27 protein-coding genes are annotated in these 23768 nt (G+C 67.6%); 9 read left to right on the top strand and 18 right to left on the bottom strand.

Annotated elements, in window-relative coordinates:
* Nucleotides 1–38 precede the first annotated feature (38 nt).
* The 6 genes from Q9S36_RS18435 to Q9S36_RS18410 form a co-directional block, all read right to left on the bottom strand.
* The gene (locus tag Q9S36_RS18435) at nt 39–734 is read right to left on the bottom strand and encodes a CbiX/SirB N-terminal domain-containing protein (protein ID WP_311286382.1); all 696 of its coding nucleotides are present in this window, start codon (nt 732–734) and stop codon (nt 39–41) included.
* Nucleotides 731–1876, bottom strand: coding sequence for a uroporphyrinogen-III synthase (locus tag Q9S36_RS18430; RefSeq protein WP_311286381.1), 1146 nt, complete (start codon nt 1874–1876; stop codon nt 731–733). Before Q9S36_RS18430 ends, Q9S36_RS18435 begins: the two co-directional genes overlap by 4 nt.
* Nucleotides 1873–3114, bottom strand: coding sequence for a uroporphyrinogen-III C-methyltransferase (cobA, locus tag Q9S36_RS18425; RefSeq protein WP_311286380.1), 1242 nt, complete (start codon nt 3112–3114; stop codon nt 1873–1875). Before cobA ends, Q9S36_RS18430 begins: the two co-directional genes overlap by 4 nt.
* Nucleotides 3111–3488, bottom strand: a complete 378-nt coding sequence (nirD, locus tag Q9S36_RS18420; RefSeq protein WP_311286379.1) for a nitrite reductase small subunit NirD — start codon at nt 3486–3488, stop codon at nt 3111–3113. The genes cobA and nirD overlap by 4 nt, the downstream gene beginning before the upstream one ends.
* Nucleotides 3485–6064: a nitrite reductase large subunit NirB gene (nirB, locus tag Q9S36_RS18415; RefSeq protein WP_311286378.1), complete on the bottom strand. Its 2580-nt coding sequence runs from the start codon at nt 6062–6064 to the stop codon at nt 3485–3487. Before nirB ends, nirD begins: the two co-directional genes overlap by 4 nt.
* Before the next feature lie 77 nt (nt 6065–6141).
* Nucleotides 6142–7017: a formate/nitrite transporter family protein gene (locus Q9S36_RS18410; protein ID WP_311286377.1), complete on the bottom strand. Its 876-nt coding sequence runs from the start codon at nt 7015–7017 to the stop codon at nt 6142–6144.
* A gap of 185 nt (nt 7018–7202) precedes the next feature.
* On the opposite strand from Q9S36_RS18410, the gene Q9S36_RS18405 reads away from it, so the two are divergent.
* Nucleotides 7203–8063: a PfkB family carbohydrate kinase gene (locus Q9S36_RS18405; protein WP_311286376.1), complete on the top strand. Its 861-nt coding sequence runs from the start codon at nt 7203–7205 to the stop codon at nt 8061–8063.
* Between the two features lie 16 nt (nt 8064–8079).
* On the opposite strand, the gene Q9S36_RS18400 is transcribed toward Q9S36_RS18405, so the two are convergent.
* Nucleotides 8080–8421 carry a hypothetical protein gene (locus Q9S36_RS18400; RefSeq protein WP_311286375.1) on the bottom strand — a complete coding sequence of 114 codons (342 nt, stop codon included), beginning with the start codon at nt 8419–8421 and terminating at the stop codon, nt 8080–8082.
* A gap of 132 nt (nt 8422–8553) precedes the next feature.
* Here Q9S36_RS18400 and Q9S36_RS18395 point away from each other — a divergent pair, with 132 nt between their 5' ends.
* The 5 genes from Q9S36_RS18395 to Q9S36_RS18375 all read left to right on the top strand — a co-directional run bounded on the left by Q9S36_RS18395 (nt 8554) and on the right by Q9S36_RS18375 (nt 11832).
* Nucleotides 8554–9060 carry a MarR family transcriptional regulator gene (locus Q9S36_RS18395; RefSeq protein ID WP_311286374.1) on the top strand — a complete coding sequence of 169 codons (507 nt, stop codon included), beginning with the start codon at nt 8554–8556 and terminating at the stop codon, nt 9058–9060.
* 79 nt (nt 9061–9139) lie between these two features.
* The gene (locus Q9S36_RS18390) at nt 9140–9499 is read left to right on the top strand and encodes a hypothetical protein (protein WP_311286373.1); all 360 of its coding nucleotides are present in this window, start codon (nt 9140–9142) and stop codon (nt 9497–9499) included.
* 120 nt (nt 9500–9619) lie between these two features.
* Nucleotides 9620–10042, top strand: a complete 423-nt coding sequence (locus tag Q9S36_RS18385) for an alpha-L-rhamnosidase N-terminal domain-containing protein (RefSeq protein WP_253036145.1) — start codon at nt 9620–9622, stop codon at nt 10040–10042.
* Between the two features lie 49 nt (nt 10043–10091).
* A complete protein-coding gene (locus Q9S36_RS51635) occupies nt 10092–10262 on the top strand; it encodes a family 78 glycoside hydrolase catalytic domain (protein WP_253036146.1) in 171 nt (56 codons plus the stop codon).
* Between the two features lie 760 nt (nt 10263–11022).
* Complete coding sequence (locus Q9S36_RS18375; RefSeq protein WP_311286372.1) at nt 11023–11832, top strand: RNA polymerase sigma factor; 810 nt, start codon at nt 11023–11025, stop codon at nt 11830–11832.
* A gap of 463 nt (nt 11833–12295) precedes the next feature.
* On the opposite strand, the gene istB is transcribed toward Q9S36_RS18375, so the two are convergent.
* From istB to Q9S36_RS18330, 9 genes are all read right to left on the bottom strand, one after another.
* Nucleotides 12296–13087, bottom strand: a complete 792-nt coding sequence (gene istB / locus Q9S36_RS18370; protein ID WP_125133150.1) for an IS21-like element helper ATPase IstB — start codon at nt 13085–13087, stop codon at nt 12296–12298.
* Entirely contained in the window at nt 13087–14295 is a 1209-nt protein-coding gene (gene istA / locus Q9S36_RS18365) for an IS21 family transposase (RefSeq protein ID WP_311286371.1), read from the bottom strand. Before istA ends, istB begins: the two co-directional genes overlap by 1 nt.
* Nucleotides 14296–14664: 369 nt before the next feature.
* Entirely contained in the window at nt 14665–15294 is a 630-nt protein-coding gene (locus Q9S36_RS18360; protein ID WP_311286370.1) for a hypothetical protein, read from the bottom strand.
* On the bottom strand, nt 15291–16598 hold the full coding sequence (locus tag Q9S36_RS18355) for a hypothetical protein (RefSeq protein ID WP_311286369.1): 1308 nt from the start codon (nt 16596–16598) through the stop codon (nt 15291–15293). The genes Q9S36_RS18360 and Q9S36_RS18355 overlap by 4 nt, the downstream gene beginning before the upstream one ends.
* Nucleotides 16595–17341: an ATP-binding cassette domain-containing protein gene (locus tag Q9S36_RS18350; protein ID WP_311286368.1), complete on the bottom strand. Its 747-nt coding sequence runs from the start codon at nt 17339–17341 to the stop codon at nt 16595–16597. The genes Q9S36_RS18355 and Q9S36_RS18350 overlap by 4 nt, the downstream gene beginning before the upstream one ends.
* Nucleotides 17342–17363: 22 nt before the next feature.
* Complete coding sequence (locus Q9S36_RS18345) at nt 17364–17795, bottom strand: hypothetical protein (RefSeq protein WP_311286367.1); 432 nt, start codon at nt 17793–17795, stop codon at nt 17364–17366.
* Nucleotides 17796–18244: 449 nt separating this feature from the next.
* Entirely contained in the window at nt 18245–18433 is a 189-nt protein-coding gene (locus Q9S36_RS18340; protein WP_311286366.1) for an antitoxin, read from the bottom strand.
* Between the two features lie 495 nt (nt 18434–18928).
* Nucleotides 18929–19207, bottom strand: coding sequence for a hypothetical protein (locus Q9S36_RS18335; RefSeq protein WP_311286365.1), 279 nt, complete (start codon nt 19205–19207; stop codon nt 18929–18931).
* A gap of 114 nt (nt 19208–19321) precedes the next feature.
* Nucleotides 19322–19588, bottom strand: coding sequence for a hypothetical protein (locus tag Q9S36_RS18330; RefSeq protein WP_311286364.1), 267 nt, complete (start codon nt 19586–19588; stop codon nt 19322–19324).
* A 794-nt stretch (nt 19589–20382) separates the two neighbouring features.
* Between Q9S36_RS18330 and Q9S36_RS18325 the strand changes: the two genes are divergently transcribed.
* Nucleotides 20383–20727, top strand: a complete 345-nt coding sequence (locus tag Q9S36_RS18325; RefSeq protein ID WP_311286363.1) for a hypothetical protein — start codon at nt 20383–20385, stop codon at nt 20725–20727.
* Nucleotides 20728–20744: 17 nt separating this feature from the next.
* Here Q9S36_RS18325 and Q9S36_RS18320 read toward each other — a convergent pair whose 3' ends face one another.
* Nucleotides 20745–21446 carry a TetR/AcrR family transcriptional regulator C-terminal domain-containing protein gene (locus Q9S36_RS18320; protein WP_311286362.1) on the bottom strand — a complete coding sequence of 234 codons (702 nt, stop codon included), beginning with the start codon at nt 21444–21446 and terminating at the stop codon, nt 20745–20747.
* Nucleotides 21447–21999: 553 nt separating this feature from the next.
* Between Q9S36_RS18320 and Q9S36_RS18315 the strand changes: the two genes are divergently transcribed.
* Both Q9S36_RS18315 and Q9S36_RS18310 read left to right on the top strand, forming a co-directional pair.
* Nucleotides 22000–22347: a hypothetical protein gene (locus Q9S36_RS18315; protein ID WP_311286361.1), complete on the top strand. Its 348-nt coding sequence runs from the start codon at nt 22000–22002 to the stop codon at nt 22345–22347.
* A 65-nt stretch (nt 22348–22412) separates the two neighbouring features.
* A complete protein-coding gene (locus tag Q9S36_RS18310) occupies nt 22413–22778 on the top strand; it encodes a hypothetical protein (protein ID WP_253035147.1) in 366 nt (121 codons plus the stop codon).
* A gap of 151 nt (nt 22779–22929) precedes the next feature.
* Here the strand turns inward: Q9S36_RS18310 and Q9S36_RS18305 are convergent, their stop codons facing one another.
* Complete coding sequence (locus Q9S36_RS18305; protein ID WP_311286360.1) at nt 22930–23754, bottom strand: IS3 family transposase; 825 nt, start codon at nt 23752–23754, stop codon at nt 22930–22932.
* Nucleotides 23755–23768: the final 14 nt, after the last annotated feature.

The following is a 23768-nucleotide window of genomic DNA, read 5'->3' as shown; positions in this document are numbered from 1 at the left end:
GGCGCGGCGGATGCGGCGCGCGCGGCGCGCGGGATGGGTCAGGCGGCGCGGGTGAGCGGGGCGGCGGCGGCGAGGTAGCGCTCGACGACGACCCGGGCGACGAGGTCGTCGGGCGCCAGCGGCGCGGTGACGAGGTCGGCGCCGGATCGGGCGATGACGTCGGCGAAGAAGCCGGGGGCGAGGACGTAGCTCGCGGCCACGACGCGGGGGGCACCGGCATCCCGCGCCGCAGCGACGGCGGCCCCGATGCGGGTTCCCGCGCCCGCGGCGAAGCCGACCGACACCGGGCCGTCGACGCGCTCGCGCAGCAGGTCGGCCATCGCGACGACGTCGACGGATGCCGCGGGGTCGGTCGATCCCGCCGCCGCGAGCACCACCGCGTCGCCGGGTGCCGTCCCCGCCTCGCGCAGACGCGTCGCGAGCAGGTCGGCGAGCAGCGGATGCGGCCCGAGCGGCGCTGTGGCGGAGGCGCGGCCCCCGGCATCCGTCACCGCGCGGGCGATGTCGACCTTCGTGTGGAACCCCGTCGACAGCAGGAGGGGGACGACGACCGCGGCGCGCGGGGCGGTCGCCCGCACGACGTCGTCGATCTCGGGCTGCTGCACGTCGACGAACGCCTCCTCGACGGCGACGTGCGGAAGGAGCAGCCGCACCTTCTCGACGAGGGCCGAGATGGCGGTGCGTCCGGCGAGCGAACTGGTCCCGTGCGAGCAGGCGATGAGGACGGGCGTCACGGTGATCCTTCCGGGGCGAGGACGTCGAGGCGGTACCCGCGCTTGACGACGGTACGGATGAGGGTCGGGATGCCGAGGGCTTCGCGCGTACGCGCGATCGCCACGTCGACGGCGTGGGCGCTGTCGGCACCCGAGCGTGGCAGGGCGGCGGCGAGTTCGGCCCGCCCGACGACGCCGCCGCGGGCGGCGAAGAGCATCGCGAGGATCGACGCCGACGTGCGCGACAGGGGCAGCACGGCACCGTCGAGGACGGCGGCGCCGCTGCGCAGCTCGAGGCGCCCAACGGGCGTGGCGAGCGACGGCGCGCCCCCGCCGCCGAAGTGGGTGACGACGGCGCGGACGAGCGAGCCGAGCCGGCCGCGCTCGGCGACGAGCGGCGCGGCTCCCACGGCGACGAGGGGGCCTGCAGTGATCGGGCCGACGGCCGCGAGCAGGAGGGTGCCGTCGGCCGAGCGCTGCACGACGTCCTCCAGCACGCCCTCGCGCCGCGCGGTCTCGATCCACTCCGCGGCCCCCGGCGCGGAGGTGAACAGCACGGCGTCGACCTCGCCCTGCGCGGTCTGGACCACCGAGCGCGCGACCGCGGCGGCATCGGGCGGTGGCCCCCAGCGGTAGACCGTCAGGCTCACGACGTCGGCGCCCGCCTCGGTGAACAGCTCGTCGAGGCCGTCCGCGCCCGAGCCGTGGTGCTGCACCGCGACGCGGCGCCCCTCGAGACCCTCGGCGAGCAGGAAGGCGCCGAGCTCCTCGGAGGTCTCGGACTCGGCGACCCAGTCCGCCGCCAACCCGGCCTGCTGGATCGCGCCGCGCGCCTTGGGGCCGCGTGCGACGATCTGCGCCCCCGCGAGCGCCTCGTGCAGCGCGCCCTGCAGGCCCGCCTCGTCGGCGGCCTCCATCCACCCGCGGAACCCGACCCCCGTCGTCGCCACGACGATGTCGGGCGGAGTGTCGATCAGCTCGCGCGTCGCCCCGATGAGCGCCTCGTCGTCGATGTGCGACACGATCGTGAGCGCCGGAGCGTGACGGACGGTCGCCCCGTGCCGCTCCAACGCCGACGCGAGCTCGGCGGATCGACGATCGACGGCGATGACGATCGTGCAGCCGCCGAGCGCGGCCGAGAGGGCGGGGCGGGGGGTCGTCACCGGTCGGAATCCCCTCCTCCCGCCGAGACCGCGGCCGCGTCGGGCAGGAGCAGGCCCGCGGCGGCGACCTCGCCCACCACGATGACGGCGGGATTGCTCACACCGGCGGCTGCGGCATCCGTCACCGCGGCCGACAGGGTCGTACGGGTCGTCCGCTGCGTCGGGGTGTGACCCCGTTCGACGATCGCGACGGGCCGGTGCGCGGGCGCCCCGGCCGCGAGCGCGGCGGCGACGAGCTTCGGCAGGGCGGCGACGCCCATGAGCACGACGGTCGTGACGGTGTCGTCGGCCAGCGCGGCGCGCGTCGCCGCCGACACCGGGCCCTGGCCCATCGTCACGTGCAGTCCCGCAGCGGTGCCGCGATGGGTGACCGGGATGCCGGCGGCCTGGGGCACCGACACGACACTCGTCAGCCCGGGCACCACCTCGACCGGGACGCCCGCCGCGAGGCACGCGGCGACCTCCTCGCCGCCGCGGCCGTAGACGAACGGGTCGCCGCCCTTCAGGCGGACGACGCGCTTGCCGGCGCGCGCGTGGGCGACGAGGATCGCGTTGATCTCCTCCTGCGGCACGGGGTGGTGGCCGGGCGCCTTGCCGACGTCGATCACCTCGACGTCGGGGTCGAGTTCGGCGAGGACGTCGGTCGGTCCGAGCCGGTCGGCGACGACGACGTCGGCCTCGGCGAGCAGCCGGCGACCGCGGACGGTCATGAGGTCGGCGGGACCGGGGCCGCCGCCCACGAGGTCGACGCGACCGGCGGCGGTGCGACGGCGCCGCAGGGGCAGCATCCCGTCGCGCAGCGCCCCCGCGATCGCGTCGCGCAGCCGCGCGGACCGGCGCGGGTCGACGCCGGCGTCGGACGCGACGGCGACGATCACGTCGCCCGACCGGGTCTCGGCGCTCAGGCGGGCCGACCCGTGGGCGCCGTCCGACGCGTTGACGCAGAACACGCGCACGGCGTCGCACCACGCCGCGACGGCGGAGTCGACGGATGCGTCGCCTGTCGCCGCGTGGACGAGCCAGGCATCCGTCACGTCGTCCTGACGGGCGGGGCGCGGGACCCACGTCACGCGGCCGGCGGCGACGTGCGCGCGTAGGGCGTCGCCGAGCGCCGGCGCGACCACCGTCACGAGCGCGCCCTCGTCGAGGAAGCGGCCGACGCGCCGCCCGGCGACGACGCCGCCGCCCACGAACACGACGCGTCGTCCCGTCAGGGAGAGACCCAAGAGGGTGGTCATCGCTGCTCCTCCCGGACGTAGACGATGCCGTCCTCGACGGCGGCGGGCCACACCCGCAGCGTCTTTGCGTCCTTGCCCTGCGTCTCGAGGCAGACCCCGGTGCGCAGGTCGAAGACCTGCTTGTACATCGGCGACGCCACCGTCGGGACCTCGCCCCGGGTGCCGACGATGCCGCGCGAGATGACGTTGGCGCCGCTGTACGGGTCGAGGTTCTGCACGGCGTGCACCCGGCCCGCGTGGGTGACGAAGAGGGCGATCTGCTCGTCGCCGAGCAGCGCGGCCCGGCCGCGCTCGACCTCGAGGTCGGCGAGCGCGCAGACCGCGGTCCAGCCGGCCGGCACCGCGGCATCCGTCTCGTGCACCATCATCGTCATCGCCGCACCTCCAGGGTCGTCCCCGCGATGAGGACGCGGCCGTCCTCGCGCTCCTCCGCCGTCGCGGGACGCGCCTGCCCGCGCTCGACCGTGTACGCGAGCGAGGGGTCGGGGGTGGTCGGGGCGTTGACGAACGACGCGAAGCGGCGGAGCTTCTCGGGGTCGTCGAGCGTCGCCTTCCACTCGTCCTCGTAGTTGTCGAGGTGGCGGGCCATGGCGGCATCCAGATCGGCGCAGATGCCCAGCGAGTCGTCGAAGATCACGCGGCGCAGCTCGTCGATGCCGCCCTCGAGGTCCTCGAACCAGGGGGCGGTGCGCTGCAGGCGGTCGGCCGTGAACACGTAGTACATGAGGAAGCGGTCGATCGCCTGCAGTAGCCCGGCGTCGTCGAGTCCCTCGGCCAGGAGCACCGCGTGGCGGGGCGTGAAGCCGCCGTTGCCGCCGACGTACATGTTCCAGCCGGCCTCGGTCGCGATGACGCCGACGTCCTTGCCGCGGGCCTCGGCGCACTCGCGGGCGCAGCCCGAGACGCCGAGCTTGATCTTGTGCGGCGAGCGCAGCCCGCGGTAGCGCAGCTCGAGCTGCACCGCCATGCCGACCGAGTCCTGCACGCCGTACCGGCACCAGGTCGACCCGACGCAGGACTTCACCGTGCGGAGCGACTTGCCGTAGGCGTGGCCCGACTCGAAGCCCGCGTCGACCAGTCGCTTCCAGATCTCGGGCAGCTGCTCGAGCCTCGCGCCGAACATGTCGATGCGCTGACCGCCGGTGATCTTCGTGTACAGCCCGAAGTCCTGCGCGACCTGCCCGATGACGACCAGTCCCTCGGGGGTGATCTCGCCGCCCGGGATGCGCGGGACGACCGAGTAGCTGCCGTCCTTCTGCATGTTGGCCATGACGTGGTCGTTGGTGTCCTGCAGGGTCGCGTTCTCGCCGTCGAGTACGTGCCGGCCGGTGAGGGTCGACAGGATGCTGGCGAGCACCGGCTTGCAGATGTCGCAGCCGCGGCCGGTGCCGAACCGGTCGATGACGGCGCTGAAGGTCGACAGTCCCGAGACGCGGACAGCGTCGAAGAGCTGCCGCCGCGACATCGCGAAGTGCTCGCACAGCGCGGTGCTGAGCGCGGCGCCGGTCTTCGCGAGCTCGCTGCCGAGGAGCTTCGTGATCATGCCGACGCACGACCCGCACGCCGCGCCCGCCTTCGTGCAGGCCTTGATGCCCTTCACGTCGGTGCAGCCCTCGTCGTGGACGGCCGAGCGGATGCCGCCGGCCGTGACGCTGTTGCAGGAGCACACGAGCGCGTCATCGGGCAGGTCGCCCGTCGGGGCGGCGACGCCATCGGAGGGCAGGAGGTAGGCGACGGGGTCGCCGCCGAGGGCGCCGCCGACGAGGGGACGGAGCGACCCGTACGCCGACGCGTCGCCGACGAGGATGCCGCCGAGCAGGGTCTTCGCGTCGTCCGAGACGACGAGTTTCTTGTAGACCCCCGCGATCGGGTCGGCGTAGACGACATCGAGGGCGCCGCGAGCTTCGGCGAACGCGTCGCCGAAGCTCGCGACGTCGACGCCTGACAGCTTGAGCTTCGTCGACACGTCGAAGCCCGCGAACGAGGCTTCGAGCCCCAGCAGGCGCGCCGCGGCGACTTCGGCCATGGCGTAGCCGGGGGCGACGAGACCGACGCACTGGCCCTCGAAGCTGGCGACCTCGCCGATCGCGAGGATCGCCGGGTCGGAGGTGTCGCAGCCGGCGTCGATGACGACACCGCCGCGCGGGTCGACGGCGAGCCCGGCCGTGCGGGCCAGTTCGTCGCGCGGGCGGACGCCGACGGTGAAGACGACGACGTCTGTGCGCTCCCACGACCCGTCGCGGAACTCGAGCCCGACGACCTGCCCGCTGCGGTCGGCGTCGAGGCGCGTCGTGATCGCCGATGTGCGCACGCCGATCCCGCGCTGCTCGATGAGCCGGCGCAGGGCGTCGCCGGCAGGCAGGTCGAGCTGCGCCGACATGAGCCGGTCGGACGACTGCACGACGGTGCAGTCGACGTCGAGGCCCTGCAGCGCGCCGGCCGCCTCGAGGCCGAGCAGTCCGCCCCCGATGACCGTGCCGACCAGGCGGCGGCCGAGCTCGGCCGACCGGCGCTGCACGAACCGCTCGAGGGCCTCGACGTCGTCGAGCGTGCGGTAGACGAAGCAGCCGTCGTGGTCGTACCCGTCGACCGCGAGCCGGGCGGCGTACGAACCTGTCGCGAGCACCAGCCGGTCGTAGTCGATGCGCTCGCCGCGGTCGGTGACGACCTCGGCGCGGTCGCGCTCGATCCGCGTGACGGCGACGCCGCGCAGGAACCGCACCCGCTCGTCCGAGAGCGGACCCCCGTCGAGGGCGAGGTCGTCGGCCGACGCCCCGGCGAAGAAGGACGTGAGGCCGACCCGGTCGTAGGGATGCCGCTGCTCCTCACCGATCACGGTGATCCGCCACGGCTCGTCGGTGCGGCTGAGCAGGCTCTCGACGAAGCGGTGCGCGACCATCCCGGCACCGACCACGACCACGTGGGGCGGGGTGGGGCCGGTGGAGCTCATGTCGTGACGGTATGCGGGCGAGGTTGCCTGCGTGGTCACGTCGTGTTGCAGTCTCTTTACGATGCCGGCCACGTCGGTCACCGGGTGGGGACGGCGGAGCCTGCGGCGACGGCGCGGGCAGCGGCGGCTTCGCGACGCGACGGGCGCACGCGGCGCGGGGCGGCGGGACGTCCGTACGTCAGATACAGCGGGATGCCGACGAAGAGCAGTCCGCCCACGAGGTTGCCGAGCACCGTCGGGATCTCGTTCCAGATCAGGTAGTCGCCGATCGTGAAGTCACCGCCGAGGAGCAGACCCGAGGGGAAGAGGAACATGTTCACGATGGAGTGCTCGAAGCCCATGAAGAAGAACAGCATGATCGGCATCCACATCGCGACGATCTTGCCGATCACGTCCTTCGACACCGTCGCGAGGACGACTCCGGTGGCGACCATGGCGTTGCAGAGCACGGCGCGGACGAAGAGGGTCAGCATCCCGTTGGCACCGTGTTCGGCGTAGCCGACCGTGCGGCCCTCGCCGATGTGGCCGATCGCCTGACCGACCTCGTTCGGCGGGGTCGAGAAGCCGTTCGTGAAGACGATCGCCATGAGCAGCGCGATCGAGAACGCGCCGATGAAGTTGCCGAGGAAGACGAGTCCCCAGTTGCGCAGGATGCCGCCGAGCGTGACGCCCGGGCGCTTGTCGAGCCACGCGAGGGGTGCGAGCACGAACACGCCGGTGAGCAGGTCGTAGCCGAGCAGGTAGAGCATCACGAACCCGATGGGGAAGAGCACGGCACCCAGCAGCGGCATGCCGGTGGTGACGCTGACCGTGACGGCGAACGCCGCCGCGAGCGTGAGCAGCGCGCCGCCCATGATGGAGCGGACGAGGGTGTCGCGGGTGGAGAGCATGACCTTCGACGCGCCGGCGTCGATCACGGTCTGGACGAGCTCGGTGGGCTTGACGTACGTCATCGCAGATCCCTTTCAGTCGTGGAGCCGGGTGTGAGGCTCGACGCTAAAGGGCCGGTGTTTCCCCCGACCGCACCGGGATCGACCGCTTTGGTTACCTCTTCCTCTCTTCGGAGGGAGGCGCGATGTGAGAACGGATGCGTCCGGTCGTCGGCCTCCGGAGCAGAGACCGATGGTTGACTGAGCGCATGACTGTCGTCGTGTGCGGGCCCGCCGCCTGGAACCACCTGATCGAACTCGATCGGCTCCCCGAGCCCACGCCCCACATGCAGTTCGCCACCGGATCGGTGCGGACGGTCGGCGGCACATCGGCGGGCAAAGCGGTCCACCTTGCGGAGCTCGGCCTGGACGTGAGATTGCACGCGCTTCTCGGAGCGGATGCCGAGGGTGCCGCCGTCGCGAGCGGGCTCGCGCGTGCGGGCGTGCGGCTGGCGCGCCACGCGTCCGAGGCCACGGAGCAGCATGTCAATCTGATGACTCGGGCGGGCGAGCGGGTCTCCCTGTACGTCGCGACGCCTTCGGCGGCGGATCCGGCGATCGTCGCGGAGATCGGTGACGATCTGGACTCCGCCGCTGTCGCGGTCGTGGACCTCAGCGCGCTCGGGGCCGAGCTCGTGGCGCGCGGCATCGACGCGCCGGTCTGGACGGACCTCCACGACTACGACGGGAAGGCCGCATTCCATGAGCCGTTCCTGCGCGCCGCGGAGGTCGTGTTCATGAACGACGATGCCGTCGATGACCCGTGGCAACTGCTGGAGTCGTGTCTGCAGCGCGGCCCCCGTCTCGCGGTGTGCACGCGCGGAGCGTCAGGGGCGATCGCGATGGACGCGGCTCGCCGTCGGTACGCGGTCGCCGCAGTAGAGGTCGACGTCGTCGACAGCAACGGGGCCGGCGATGCCTTCTTCGCGGGATTCCTCGCTGCGCATGGTGCGGGTTCGGACGTCGATGCGAGCCTCGAGGCCGGTGCGCGACAGGCTGCGGTCGCCCTCGCGTCGCCTCACCTGCATCCGGCGCTCAGCGAGCCGGACGCGGGCACGCGGGCCGGCTGAAGACCGCTGCCGGAGGTCAGTCGACGTCAGTCTCCTCGTGGCCGACGGAGCGGGCTTCGAGGTAGGCGCAGAGCTCCGCGGCGACGGACAGCTCGACGGCCATCGCGTGCAATTGGTGGCTGTTGAGGATCGTCGTGTCGGGTTGCGGCTCGATGGTCACGCGCCACGACGCTGCCCCGACCTCGGCCGGTTGCATGAAGATCGTGACGGTCGCGTTCTCGAGGGGGACGACCACCAGGCCGGTGTCGGCGCCGCCGGTGCCGTCCTGCACGATGACCTTGATGCGCTCGCCGGCGCCGCGGGCCTCGTGGAACTCGTCGACCCAGCGTTCGAGGGTCTCTTTGCTTCGGAACGGCATGGGCTTCCCCTCTCGCGGTTGCGGGAGAGTAGCGGATCCGGGGACACGTGGCTACTGGCGGCTGTCCGCCCGCTCCCATCACCTATTCTCGACGAAGTCGTCGCATTTCGGCGCGACCGGTAGGGAGTGGATGTGGCGGACGGCGAGGACAAGGCCGGCTACTGGTATAACGAGGCCCCCGGCGAGCGGGATCGTGCGCGTCGTGTCCTGGAGGCCCTGCGCACCTATCGTGCCGCCGAGGCCGCCATGCGTCGCCGCACCCGGGACTCGATGGCGATGGGTGAGAACGAGCTTCTCGCGCTTCGCTACCTTCTGCGTCAGCCCGACCACTCCGCCCGTCCCGCCGAGCTCGTGAAGTATCTCGGGGTCACCTCGGCGTCGATCACGACGATGCTCGACCGGCTCGAGAAGACCGGACGCGTCCAGCGGATCGCGAACCCGACCGATCGGCGCAGCATCTTCGTGCGGGCGACGCCGCACGCGAACGAAGAGGTGCGCGAGACCCTCGGGCGCATGCACGGGCTCATGTACGACGTCGCCGTCGGGATGACCCCCGACGAACAGGAGCACGTCGTCGCCTTCCTGCAGAAGATGACGGATGCGGTGGACGACGTCGCGCCCGTGACCGCCGAGGCCTGACCGCGGCATCCGCCGTACTCGCCGGGCGGCGGGAACGCAACCGTTCGGTGATTCGGACTTCACGCCACATAGTGGGCACATGAGATGCATCACGTACGCCGGCGAGACCGTGGTCACGACCGATGACGTCGCGGAGGCTCTCGTCACGTTGACGGCCGCCGTCGCAGAGCGCGGCCGGGCCCATGCTGTCACGATCCCGATCGTGTTCGAGAAGAACGGGGAGATCGGCGAGGCATCCCTCGTCATCGGCGTCGGCAACGACGTGCTCTCGGTCGCGACCGACTGGGACCGTCCCGAGCCCGACTTCTCCTTCGCCGCCGCGCAGCTGCGACACCACCCGCATTTCCCTCGCGGCGACGGCGGCTCGGGTGAGACGATCTTGGACGAGGGGCCCGAAGCGTACTGGGACCCCGACCTCGACGGGTTCGGCCGGGCCTGACCTCGTCGGGCTCTGCCCGAACGGAAGGTCGCGAGATGCGCGCATCCCCCTCGACGATGCCGCCTTCCTGACGGCGGAAGCTTCGGAGGGGGTGGCCCTGCGCTTCCACGGTGCGACGGGATGCCCGTCACCGAGTCGGTCCTGAACCCCGGGTGGACCTCGTACGAATGGCGGCTCGCCTACCACTCGTTCGACGTGACGGCGATCGTCCGGGGCGCCACGGGCGACCTCGAGGTCGGCTTGCTGCTCGGCAACGGGTGGTGGCGCGGCCGGCTCGGGTTCGGTGCCGCGAACGGGAACTACGGTGACGGGATCGCCGTCGCCGCGGCGCTCGAGGTCGAGTTCCGCGACGGGCGGCGACAGCGGCTCACGACGTCGCCGGAGCGGCGGGCAACGGCATCCGGGATCACACGCAACTCGCTGTACAAGGGGCAGACGGTGGATGCCCGGGTCCGCGGAGACGAGCCGGCGCTCGCCGTCCGCGCGGTCGAGATCGACCGCGACCCTCGAACCGCAGGCGGCCCCGCCGATCCGGCGCCATGAGACCCTCGCGCCGCGCCGCATCTGGCGGTCGCCGTCGGGCCGCACCCTCGTGGACTTCGGACAGAACCTCGTCGGCTGGCTGCGGTTCACCGTGCGCGGCCGCCGCGGCGACGTCATCCGCCTCCGCCACGCGGAGGTCCTCGAGGACGGCGAGCTCGGGACGAGGCCGCTCCGCCACGCCAGCTCGACGTCCGCAGTGACGTCTACGGCGCACGCGTAGCCAGTGCGAATCATCGCACCAAAGGAGTTCTCGGAGTCGACGTACCCCGAGACGGTCCACCTTCGGTAGCCGGCATCGCTTGCGTCGCTGTCCAACGATGCAGTTGAAGGAGCCTTCAAATTCGTTCTGACGGCGTTTTCGCAGACCACCCCGGCCACAGACTGGTTGTCGTTGCGATCTGCCGGATCCTCTCCGGCTCTCGGGAGCTGGAAGCCAACCATAGCGACGAGCAGGACTCCGAGGCACCCCAAGCAGCCCCAAGACCCAGACCGCGGTTTCTGCCCGACAGCAGCATTGTCAACAAAAGCTTGCGGGCCTTGCGGCAGGTGCGTCGGGGCCTCAACCGGCGTCCGTTTCAGCCAGTTCTCGTAGTAGGCGCGAGCGAGGCCGTCGTCCGCTGCTATGCGCACGGCTTCGCCGTCGGACATCTCGATGCCGATCGCGCGACGAGCAACCGGATTCCGCAACGACCTCCGGAGCTGCTCGAAAGATGTTCCCCCCATGCCCCTGTCTACCGGATCTTCGGCAGGGGAGAGCACCGTCGATTCGCTTGTGCTGACATAACGTCGATTATCGGAGCTTCGCAAGAGGGGTTCCAACTCTCTGACCTCCAGCCAGTCAGCCAGCCAGAACTGAGCTCCACGAGTCAAAGCCTCGAAGTCGCTTGAACATTTTCACCGCGCGGCGAGGGGAGGTCGCCGGTGTCGGACATATGAGGGATCGTGGTGATTATGAACTGAGCAGGATCGCGAGGAACGCCATGACCGGTAACGACGTGCCCGATGAGCATTCGTCTCCCGAAGGCGTTCCCACTCTCAGTGAGTGGGCGAGGAATCTGGCCTCGGTCGCAGATGGAGAGCGTGAGCGGTTCGAGGATGAGTTTGATCGGCTCGCTGGGGACCGCGAGCTCGCGGATGCGCTTCGTGCAAGCGGTTTTCGAGGGCGCAACTACGACGTGTTCGCCAACGAGATCGCAAAGTACGGGTGGGCGGTCATCCGCGGCTGGATCTACAAGGGGCAGATCTGCGGTGAAGTGAAGCGAAAGGGATTCGGGGCACTCGACGCGGAGCCGCGGCCTGGCGCGATGATCGAGGATGCGGAAAGCCTCGCGGACGAGACTGTCGTCCGCGCGCTGATCGCGTTCCGCGACAAGGTGCTCATCCCTGGCAGGTGGGATCCCGCGAAGGGGGCTTCCCTGCGGACGTTCTTCGTGGGCCAGTGCCTGTTTCAGTTCAGCAACGTCTACAAGCGGTGGCTCCGCGAAGAGATTCGGTCATATATCGAGCCGGAGGCGCCGCCAGCCGCTCTCGACTGGGTAGAAGAATTCGAGGAAGGCCCCTCGGCACCCACCGCCCCGGACGCGGGCGAAGCAGCGCAGGTCAAGGATGAGCTCCGCCGCGCTTTCGGGAAGATCACTGACGGGCGCGTTCGGTCAGCTTTTTACCTCCATGCGGTCCACGGTTACACGCACGCCGAGATTGGCGAGAAGTTGAGTATGACCGCAAAGGCGGTGGAGTCCGCGATGGCGCGGGCTCGTCAGCAGCTACGAGAGGACAAGGAATCGGCATGAGCGATCAGTTCAGGGGCAAGATCGAACGTTCCTCGTTTGGTACCCAGAGCGCCAAGGCTGCGCGGCGCTCGGTGCCGTCTAGCAAAGCTCAGTCCCTTGTGTCGCGCTCCATGAAGGGCAGCTCCACGGGAAAGTTCAGGTCCGGCGAGGGGAAGTGAGCACCGACGGATATATACCGAGACGTCGGGATCACAACTGAAAAGAGCCGCCCCGCGGTAACGGGACGGCTCACAAGCCCTGAGAAGGTCAGGTCTCATCCAGAGCACTGACTGTACCGGAGTTGGCAGCCGCAGACTAGCGGCGCTCCGTCTCACGGCACCCGGCACCAATCAGTAAAGGAGTTCCCATGGGAACCGTTCGTCGCTCCGCATCCACCGGTCGTTTCGTTTCCAAGGCCGCTGTGTCGGCGGCGGGTGAATCCTGGTCACTTTCGGCGCTCGAAAAGTGAACGGTTGCGGGCAGTCTAGCCAGGGGTCTCGTCGGTGGTGGTGCGAATGCTGGGGAGGCTGTCGATGCCTCTGCCGCGGAGGCGGTAGCTGGCCCCTTTGAGGGTGAGGACGTCGGCGTGGTGAACGATCCGGTCGATCATCGCGGCGGCGACGGCCTGGTCTCCGAAGACGCCACCCCAGCCGGAGAACGGCAGGTTCGAGGTCAGGATCAGCGACGCGTGTTCGTAGCGTGACGAGACCAGCTGGAAGAAGAGGTTGGCGGCGTCTTGTTCGAACGGGAGGTAGCCGACTTCGTCGACGATGATCAGCCCGTAACGGCGAAGCCGGGTGAGCTCTCGTGGGAGGTTGCCTTGCCGGTGGGCGTCGGCGAGTCGGGTGACCCAATCGGTCGCAGTCGCGAACAACACCCGGTGCCCGTGGCGGGCAGCGACGATCCCGAGCGCGGTCGCGAGGTGCGTCTTCCCGGTCCCGGGAGGGCCGAGCAGGACCACGTTCTGCGCTTCGAGGAGGAACCCTCCCGAAGCGAGCGCGGCGATCTGCTGCCGGGTGGCTGGTTGCGCGTCCCAGTCGAAGTCCTCGAGCGTCTTCCGGCTCGGGAAGCCAGCGGCTTTGATCCGCAGCTCCGCGCCGGAGGCGTTGCGAGCGCTCACTTCGCGTTCGAGGACGGCGGCGAGGTAGTCCTCGAACGACCACCCGGCGTCGCGTGCTTGGTCCGCCATCCGGGCTGCGGCCTCCGTGATCCGGGGTGCCTTGAGTGCGCCGGCGAAATAGGTGATCTGCTTCGCGACGTCGGTCTTGCCGGCCATCAGTTGCTCCCCTCGACGAGCCCGAACGCGCGGTCGTAGTCGGCGAGATCCCGAGTCAGATCGTCGCCGACTGGAACAAGTCGCGGCTGCTGGAACTCGCGTCGTAGGACGGCCGCAGCTTCTCGATGCGCGGGGTCGGTGATCACCATTCCTCGTGCCCAGACACGGGTGTGGTCGGCGATGATCCGTCCATCGAGGCGGACGCGGACCCGGTCCAGGTCCGCGGTGACGTCGACGATCCTGCCGATCGCGCGCGGGTCGACGGAGTAGTCGTTCGTGTCGATGCGGACGTAGTAGTCGCGGCCGAGCCGGATCCGGTTCCGCCAGCCCAGATGCAACGGGATCGGCGGCAACGGCAACATCGCCGCCAGATCCGCAGGCAGCAGCGAGATCGGAGAGGCGGCCAGGGTGCGCACCCTCCGCTGGTTGGCGACTCCGAGCCAGTCGGTGAACTGCTCGTTGAAGTCCGCGGGCGAGGTGAATGACCGGCCCGGCATGAACGATGTCTCGAACCAACCGTTGCGGCGTTCCACGATCCCTTTCGATTCCGGATCCCGCGGCGGCAGCAGCACGAGCTTGGTCGCGAGGGTTCCCATGAACGCGTCGACTCCGTCCGCGTGACGGCGTCCTCGCCCGATGCCGGTCTCGTTGTCCCAGATCAGCCGACGCGGAACCCGGCCGAGCTGCTCGATCAGCTGCCAGGTCCCGAGCAGCAGATCCTCCGTCTTCCGCGTCGGGATCATCACTCCCGTCGTGAACCGGCAATGCGCCGGGGTGATCACCAGCACCGGCAACAGCTTCGCTGTCCCGTCCTCGAGCGGGATCTTCTTCGGCGGGAACCACAGATCGCACTGCGCCGCGTCCCCCGCCGCCCACGTGATCCGATCCGCGGGATCGAGACGCTGCTGCTCGGGCCGCAACCGCTTCACGTTGTCACGGAACCACCGGATCGAGCCCGTCCACCCGACCCGCTCCGCGAGCACCGTCGCCGGCATCGTCGGCGTCTCCAGCAGCAACGCACGCACCCGCGACTCGAACGGCGTGAACGACGTCGGCGCCGCTGTCCGCTCATAGTGAGGCGGCGATTCCGAGTTCACCGCCTTGATGACCGTGGTCCTCGAGATCCCCAACCGCTCAGCAATATGCGCCTTCGGCACGCCCTCGCCGGCCAGCCTCCGGATCAACGCCCAGTCCTCCAAAGTGATCACTCTCCAATCGTTGAGTGTTCACTTTTCAAGCGCCGCTACTGTCCAGTTTTCGAGCGCCGTCGACACGCTGCGGCCCGTTGGCCCGGAAAAACCACCACCGAACGTGTCGGGTCCGGCACGAGCAACTCGACGACCGTGCACCGCTCCGCGGCGACCGGCCGGTTCGTCACCGAATCGACCGCCAACCGCAACCCCGGCGGAACGATCAGCCAGCGAGTCTGACCGGACCAGAGGGCCTGCACGCGTACGCGTGCAGGCCCTCGCCGTGCGGCAACAAGAGTCTTCTTAGCTCGCTGCGCGTCCGGCAAGCCAGCTGGCCATGTCGGGGTCAAAGTCCCGCGACTGCATTCGTAGCGTGCTCGGTGACACCTACTGGCTGTTCAGCCATGCAGGTCTAGTGACCCCGTAGAACCGACCGGAAGACCGATCTGCCCAAGCGCTGGCGGTGACGGCGGTGGCGAGGGCGGCCAGACATGCTACGGCGAGATCTGACCATGAGGCAGGCAGAGCGGGCCATGCCCATAGTTGGATAACCCCCCCCACGCGTCCGAAGATGGTGGCGATGACGGCATAGATCGCGGGGATAAGAGGCGCGTAGCCCACACCGACAAAGTTCTGAGCCGTGTAGAGCAGCGCCGCATAGGCCAGCGCGTTCCGTGCGCCGGCGAGGTCGTCGAGACCTGCAGTCAGCATCAGGCCGATGATGTGAAACATCACGAAGGTGATGATCGCCGCAAACAGGGAAGAGTTGATGAGCATGGCATGACGCCGTGCAGAAACAGCCGCGCTAGCTGTAGCGCCCTGAGCCGTGATGCCTCCTCCAACTACAACAAACACGAGGGGAATGATCACAGTCATCGGCAGCTGCTGAAAGGTGAGGCTTTGGTCGAGCGCGGGTACCGCGAACGTCACTCCGACAAACAGGGCGGAGGCGATGCCGCCCACGGCACCCGCGGCGAGCAACCACCACGTTCGAATCGAACCTGTCAGCCAGATCATGAGACAAGGGGTGGCGTGTCCGGGTACGCCACCTCACAGTCGCGGAGAGCGGTAACTGCGTTGTTCACCCAGGAGGCTCGTTGGTCCTCATCCAGACGGTTCAGATAGCTTGTTACGGCGTCGATCTGGTCTGCGCCGGTTGGCATTTCTCCGAGATCGGGTGCCGAGTCCGACGCAGACGCGAGGCGATAAAGCTCACGACGAAGCACATCGGTGATTACAAACATGCGATCGGGATCTTCGTCGTCTCTGACGCACACTTCGCCCTCTTGCCGTTGCGGGACTAGCGAGCTCACAAGAGAGCGGAGGGTCACCTCGTTGCTGAAGTCACTGCGATAGACCATCCACACCGTGTCGGCGGAGGGCGGCACGATCGCGCCGGACACGCGCTGGGGCACGTCGATGCCTTGCGCCTCGAGCCGGTCGAGGGCGGAGAAAACGACTTGAGTGGGGGTGCCTTGGTGATTCCAGAGCTGCTCAGGAAAGAGGCAGACGCTCTTGTCGCCCTGTTCGGCGCAAACGAGATCGTTGGTTGCGCGCGGAGGAGATGGGTAGTAGCCAAGGTTGCTAGCAAGGGCGATCGAAGAGACAGTGACAGGAATCATGATCGACGCGAGTCCCGCGAACATGAGCCACCGCCGGCGATGGTTCCAAAGAGCGAGGGCTGCGGCTATGAGCGCTACCGCTCCCCCCGAGAAGAGGATCACTGTTAAGGGTGCTTCGATGGGGAGGTCAGCGTATACGGCGCAACAGCCCGATAGAGCAAGGCCAGCGAGGTATCGCAGTGGTACATAGTCGACTGACCAGGTGAAGCCGAGCCACACGTACGAGACGATGACGGCCAGTGGGGCGGCGACTACCGCAGGCATTAGAAGGCCGAAGAGGTATCCCAGCGTGGTGTGGAACAGGATCATCACGATCCAGGCCGCGAAGATCTCCACTGGGATTCGCCCAGGCGCACCCCAGCTATGGCTGCTTGCCATCGCGAGGCCGACCGCTTGCAGGATGATCGCACCGACCACGGGCGGCCACACTCCCGCCGACGCAATGGCGAGTGGGGAGCGCGTTGTCGCGCCCTTGAATACCTGTGCTTTACGGATGCGCCCTGCAGTGAGAGCGGCGGCGAGCGACGCGTAGGTGCAGGAGAGAACGACGAACACCGTTGCGGAGCTGACGATCCCCACCCAATAACCGACCGTGTCACCACGGACACCCTGCGCAATCCCGAACAGAACGGTCAGGACGAGAGCTGGCAGAAACAGGAGAGTCGCCGCGTGATTCGTCAGAGGGAAAATCGGCCTCACTCGGAGACACCCACGAACGACTCGTACGCCTTCTGAAAGCGATCAGCGGGGCGCGCAGAGGGGTCGGTGCCCTCCACAAAGTCTCCGCTGGTTCCGTTGAAGATAATCCTTCCCGCGTGAAGGACGGCCACTGAGTCGTAATGGCTCAGGGCGTCCTCAGTGTCGTGAGAAGAGACGACAACGGTTCGCGAGGCTCCGATCTCAGTTATGAGGCTATGGAAGCGCTGGCGCTGTGATATATCCAACCCAGCCGTTGGCTCGTCCATCAAGATGACGCGCGCGTCGTGCACGAGGGCACCCGCAATCCCCAGACGCCTAAGCTGACCACCAGAAAGTGACTTGACCGGTTCTGCTTCCTTTTCCTTTAGAGTCACATGCTCTAAGGCGCGGCTAGCCTTGTCCCACGCGTCAGTTCGAGACATCCCTTTGAGCCAACCAGCGAGAGCTACTTGCTCTCGAACTTTGAGCCCGGGATAAGGCACAAAAGTCTGCGGCAGCCATGATAAGGCGGCCCTGTAGGAGGCCAGCTGCCGTCGTTTTGGCCCCGGTTTGCCGACCCCGGCGATCTCGGTGTCGCCGGCCTGGGGCCGACGTAACGACGCGAGAACCTCGAGGGTCGTCGACTTACCGGCACCGTTTGGCCCGAGAAGTAGTGTCGCTCCAGCATCGAACGAAATGCTGATGTTGTGGAGTACTTCCTTCCGACCGAAGGCGTAGGAGACGTCGGTTGCCGTGATGCTCACGCGCCGAACCTACCCGAGCCGGTTAGAACGTCACGTACGCCGTCCCGACAAGGTAGCCCCGGTTGCTGCCGTTGATGTTGCCAAGGGCCCAGTGGAATGTGCTGTTACGGAGTATGTAGCTGGACGAGGTGTGGGTCCAGCTTGCGGTCCCACACTTGCCGAGGTTCTTGTAGGCCCCGACTTGCGCGTCAGGAAGGGCACCATGCTCATCCCAAAGGCCGACCTGAACACTCGTGAGAGTGTCGCCATTCGTCAGCGAACAGCTCGACAGCTTCACGTTCGTGTTGTTGCTGTCGTTCTGGTAGTCGCGCCAGCTCCCGGAGCTGAATCCCGTACGTGCGTTCCAGAAATCGCCCGGTCCGCGCGAGCCCTCCGCGAAAGCCGGAACAGCGGCTAGACCCGCAACCAGAGCCAGACCCGCGCTGGCTGCCAACATCTTCGTGAATCGCTTCATGAGAGTCCCCCCTAGAACTTGCTCCGAACTCATCCTGGTAGTTGGCTGAACGTCAATACGTTGGATTTGGACCGTTGCGGAGCTGTTACGTGGACCGCTCAACGTTGATCTCTGCGTCACTCACCCTGCGCGTCGGCATCTCCGATTGCCCTGCGCTCGCTCCCGAAGACCGGTGCCCGTTCCATCTGCCGAGTCGACATAAGGGTAATTATCGGTTGGTCGGGGAGTGGCGCGGAAATGCCGAGTCGGTAGCGTGAGCGCAGGCATCACGGTCGCGCGCACATTTCACGAAAACCCGCGCGGTGCGCTGACGTGAAAGCCACGCCGTTCGAGCTGGTCGCGCGCCGCCACGGCGAAGTGCACCTGGACTGCGAAGTCACTCAGTAGTACGAGGCCGTACATCGAAAAGGACGCCCGCAGAGGCGTCCTTTTCGGTTCCATCTCATGGATCAGCTCTGGTCACCGATCTTCGAGTCGGCGGCGTCTTCGCCGGCGTTGATCTTGTCGTCGAAGTTCCCGCCGGACGCGGAGCTTGCCGCGTCGCCGGCTTTGTCGATCGCGGCGTCGGACATTTGCTCGCCCTTCTCACTGTTGACGACGTCCTTCGCCTTGTCGCCGAAACCTCCGAGGTCTGCCATAGCGCCTCTCCTTCCTGAGCCCGGATATTGCTGAACAGCCGCAGTCTCGACTCCACCGTGCGCGAACGCGACGGGGGTTGACAACGGCACGCAGCCGGATGCAGCTCAGCGAGCGTTGACCCGAAGGCCGACAACCATGTCGCCCGAGCGGCGCGCGCTATGCGGCGTATCAAGTCGTGTGCGCATCGGACCGATGAGCTAACACGCCTTGTGGCCGTCTTGCGTTGCGGGTACAAACTAGGAAATGCAGGCTGCCGCTCCCCCGGGTGCGGTGGGTGAAGCGTCAGTCCCTCGACGTTTCACGTGATCTCGGGAGGTACCGAGGTCGCGCTTTCGGGCAGGTCGTTTTCGGTGCGACCTGCCCGAACAGCCCGTTCGAGCTCGGGGTCTTTGCGGTTGCCACCCGGGCGAACAATCTGAAGCGGTGACAGGAGATCTGGTGAGTCGTGAGCTGAAGCCTCACCCGGTAGCCAGCTCGGTGACGCATCGGGTGAGTCACGCCGCGCGCGGTAGACGAAGAAGCGCAGCTGCGGCGTTCTTGCACCCGTGAGGTGAGGGCAAACCGTACTGCACGGTCACCAGTTCATGCAGGTCGCTCGCGAGTTCGTCGAGCGCCGGCTGGTGCTCCAAAGCGTTGACCAGAGGGGCAACGAGGTCGTCATATTCGCTACTGGGCCAGGCTGCGCTGATGGCTCGGACGCCGATGGGGTCCCAGTCCCACAGCACGGACCGTACGTGCGCCGCGGCGGGGTCGGTGTCGTGCGAGTCGGTCATCCCACCAGGGTGTCACCGTGCGACGACCGCTTCGTGAACGCGGAAGACGCGAACGTGACAGCTGGCTGAAGATTCGCCGAGCAAGCTGAGAAGTGGTCGTGCACAGGTGGACGGTTAGTCGGCGTCTTCATCTTCTTCGGCATTGAAGTGAGAGGGGGTGTCTGTGTAGCCCGCGGCGAGACCATCGGGATTGGCAGGAATTGTTCCGTCCTTGCCGAGCCCGTCGGGCTCGTTCGCGAGTGATGTTGGGGTCGCCGTGTTGGCGTTTTCGGACGCGGCAACGATCTTGTCTTTGAGGCTTTCGGCCGAGATCCCTGTGTGCGTGCGCGACGGCTGTGCAGCGTTTTCGTCAGTGGTGGCCAATTCGTGCTGTCCTCTCATGGGTGTTCTGTGGATGCCAGGGATCATGGCTCTTGATGCGCGGGCGGGTCGTCGCTGCCACTGTCCGGGTCGGCGGTTTGCGCCCGTTCGGCTCTTCCGAAAAGGCGCCCTCCTAGGACCCAGGATGCGACCGCGACTGCGAACAAGACGGTCCCGGCAACTCGCCAGCCGACAGCATCGGGAACGATCCAGCAGTAGATGCCGACTGCTGCGGCTACGAACCCGGCGATCAGGACGATCACTGCTCGTCCGTGTGAGGTCATCGCGTGGGCTCCGTTCATGGTGGCGCCGGCCCACACCCGGACCGGCGCCACACAGTTCTTTCCTGGGCAGTAGCCCCAGCCATGGTGCGCCGTGTGATGTCGGCGCGAGACCGCCTTACTGCGTAAGCATGGGCCACGTCGTGCTGCTCATGAACGGGGATTGACATGGGTGGGGGGCGCCCACGCGGGTAGGCTGCAGCGTTGCCGAGGCTAGCGACTCGGCAATACGATCGTCGCTACAGGCGGGCAGGGGGTTTGTGCTGGACAGGGTCAGGTCGATCTCTGTGACCGTCGCGCTACTCGGGGGGCTGACCCTTGGCCTGTTCTTCACCTGGTGCGGGATCTTCGGCCCCGATGGCCCTCAAGACGTGCAGTGGAACTGGGGCGTCATCTTTCCCGGGGCGGTGTTGACCGGGATATGCGCAGTGCTCCTCGTGCTTCTTCCGCGGCACCGGTAGCTTGTGCGGCGCCGTCGGGGCGCATCGTAGTGACCAGGGTCGCGTCGACGCTAGGGCTGCGGGGTCGCCAGCCGTGCTGCTCAGAATCCGGGCATGGACGCCCGGTACTTTCTCCAGGTGGGCCGCTCGACGGGGAGATGAGTCGGGTGTTGCCCGCGAATACGTCCTGACCGGGCGCCGCGTGCTCAGTGCCGGCTGCAACGGAGAGTTGTCTGTCGCGAAGTGGGCGGATATCGAGTTCGCCGCTCTCCTCATCGAGAAGAGCACGGCGCGTACCGCGTTCGAGTCACTGTTGGCCGAGCGCAGCCTGCCGGTGGATGCTGCGATCGACGCACTTCCCCTCGACATGGAGATGCGGCACGCGTTGTCGAAGTTCCGGTGGGCTGCTGCTCGGTACGAGCAGTGGTTGCGCCGGTGACGACTCGCCTGGTGGTGCTATTGAGACAGTTCCCCGTCGAGTCGGTCCAGCAGAAGCTCGAGCGCGATTTCGAACTCTTCCTTGCTGCGATCCTCGCTCAGCAGTGAGCGGAGGCGCCGGACCTCGGGGACGTCGTCGAGCGTCGCGCGGCCGTCCTGGTTCGGGATGGATGCGCCGCCTTCGTCGAGCGGGACGTCGTCGGGGCCGAACTGTGCTCCGCGGATGGTTGTTTCTAGGAGCAGCTGGCCGAGGAGGAAGCTGGTGAAGGCGCGGTACGCGCTGACGGCCTGGGCGTCCGTGAACCCTTGAGCGATGAGCGCACGAAGGAACGTGTTGACGACTTCCACGCTGCGAAGCGGTGGACGAAGCCACGGGGCGGCGGGATGGCGGGTCGCGATCAGCGGGAATGCCTTGGGGTGTTCCACGGCGATGTCCCGGATCGTGTGCGCGAGCTTCTGAAGGAATGCCTGCCAGTGCTGGTCGAGCTCGTCGTCCATCGTGGCGGCGAGGTCTGCCAGGAGCGAGGCGACGACGCCTTCGAGGAGGTCTTCTTTTCCGTGTACGTGTCGGTACAGCGACATCGCTTCAACGCCTAGTCGTTGGCCGAGGCTGCGCATCGACAATCCCTGCGGCCCGGACTGATCAACCAGCTCCAGGGCCGCGTCGATGATCACCTCGCGGGTGAGTTTGTTGGACGTGGTGTCGGACTGCTTGGTCATGTGAAGCCTCCACCTCGATCCTCCCCCGTCTTCCTGGGTTCATGGTCACATTCGGGTACGCCAATACGCATGCTTACACCGTAAGCTAGTGCCAGCCCCGCGCCGTCTCGACGCCCAGAACGAAACGATGCAAAGCCCTTCCGCACCATTTCGAAACCCTTTTGCCCTTCCAGGAAGACGCCACGATGAACGGCACCTCTCTGAACGATCACGCCCGGAACCCTGCGACGCTGTCGACGGCGTCGGCAGCACCTGCTCCGGATCCCGCTCGTGATGGTTCCGGACTGGCGAGCACATCCGGAACGTCGTTTCACAGCCACGCCACACTGCAAGGGTGGCTCGCGGAATTCTCACTTCCCGCGGCGACGGCGACCTCATCAAGGTGGTCTTGCAGGACAGCTCCCACGCGCTCACCGCGGAACTCGACACCGCGGCGGAACTCTGTGCATACCTGGAGCAGCGGTCGTCCTCCCACACGGAACCCCTGCCCCTCCCCTGAATAGTTCTCGCCGGTCGTTTCGACCCACGCCGGCGTCGGAAAGGAGTAGCAGCCGTGGGACGGTTGACCATCGGTACGGACGTCATCAAACTCGATGACCGCGTTCTCGCACACCTTGAAGCCGTGATCGTGACCAAGCTCCGCCGTCACGAGCCCTTCGTGTTCACGTGGCCGATCGACGTGAGCCTGGGCAGCGGTCGCGTCGCCAAGTGGGTGAGCGCGTCGACCAGCTGGGACATCCGGTTCGACAACCGACAGTCCGAGCCGCTGAACCAGGCGTGGCTGAAGCAGCTGATGTCGACAGCAAACTCGCCCGGAGGACTGAAACTGGTCCCCGAGCCCTCACAAGACCAAATCCCGTCGACCGCTGACAGCGAGTTGTCGATGTCGGTCGAACAGTGACCGAGACCCCTCCTCCGCCGCACGACGACACCGACTCCGGACCGCCACATTCAAGGAGCATGCGCATGGCCTTCCACAGCAAAGAGACCCTCGAGAGCTGGGTTGCCGACTTCGTCGAAGCCCGGACCGCTGGCGACGAGATCCGGGTCGCGGTGCAAGATGGCTCCGACGGCGAGGACACGGGGTTGGTGCTCATCCCGCTGGAGAATGCGCCCAACGCGGTGTGGATCGAACCTCGCGACTCGGGCGACGAGCTCAGCTGGCACGTGTTCATCGAGCCATCCAACGACACCATCGAGCTGACCAGCTTCGAGCTCAACGCGCTGACGCACGAACTCCAGATCGCTGCCGAGCTGTGCGCCTTTCTGCAGGAGCGATCGCTGGGGCACTACGAACCGGCGGCGGAGGCGACAGCAACAGCGGCCGACTGACGTCGACCGCTGAGCCTCGTCCTCACCACTCGGCGCGTCCGCCTGGCGCCGGCTTAGATGTAGCCAAGGCCGAGATCCGGGTCGACGTCATACTTGATGTCGAAAGCAAGCGGAGCCTGACCCGGTTTCCCGGACGGTTCTTGTGTGCTGATCATGCCGCGATTTCTGCGGCGGTGTGAAGGGCTTCGTAGTCGGCGGGGCTGAGGTTACCGAGGCTGGTGTGTCGGCGGCGGGGGTTGTAGAAGCCCTCGATCCACTCGAACATGGCCGACGCGAGCTGCGTCCTGGTGTCCCAGGTGGTGCGGTCGAGGAGCTCGCGTTGCATCGTCGACCAGAAGCTCTCGATGAGCGCGTTGTCCACGGACAAGGCGACCCTGCCCATCGAGCCGAGCAGCCCGGCTTGACGGAGTCGGTGTCCGAAGAGCCAGGAGGTGTATTGCGCTCCGCGGTCCGCGTGAACCACGGTGCCGGGCTCGGGGCGGCGGCGCCACCGGGCCATCTCGAGCGCGTCGACGACGATCTCCGCGGTGATGCGATCAGAGATAGACCAGCCGACGATCCTGCGCGAGTAGGCGTCGATGACGGCCGCGCAGTAGACCCATCCGTCTCTGGCGCGGTGTTGTGTGATGTCGCAGAACCAGAGTCGGTTCGGTGCATCAGCCCGGAACTGCCGCTTCACGAGGTCCTCGTGGGTGGCGGTGTCCGGCTTCCAGCCGCGCCGCTTGCGACGGTGCGAGACTCCGACGAGGCCGTCCAGTCGCATCAGCCTCGCGACGCGTTTGCGGGCGACGTGGACGCCGAGTCCGAGTCGCAGCTCGGCGAGCACCCGCGGCGCGCCATAGGTCTCCCTGGAGTCGGCGTGAATGCGTCGGATCGTTGTCATCAGTTCCGCATCCGCGATCGTGCGCGCCGATGGCGGCCGGCTCGCCCAGTCGTAGTAGCCGGAGGTCGAGACCTTCAGGAACCGGCAGGCCACCGCGACGGGGATCC

It is taken from the genome of Microbacterium sp. ARD31 (assembly GCF_031844425.1).
This window is presented reverse-complemented; position numbering and strand designations above follow the sequence as displayed.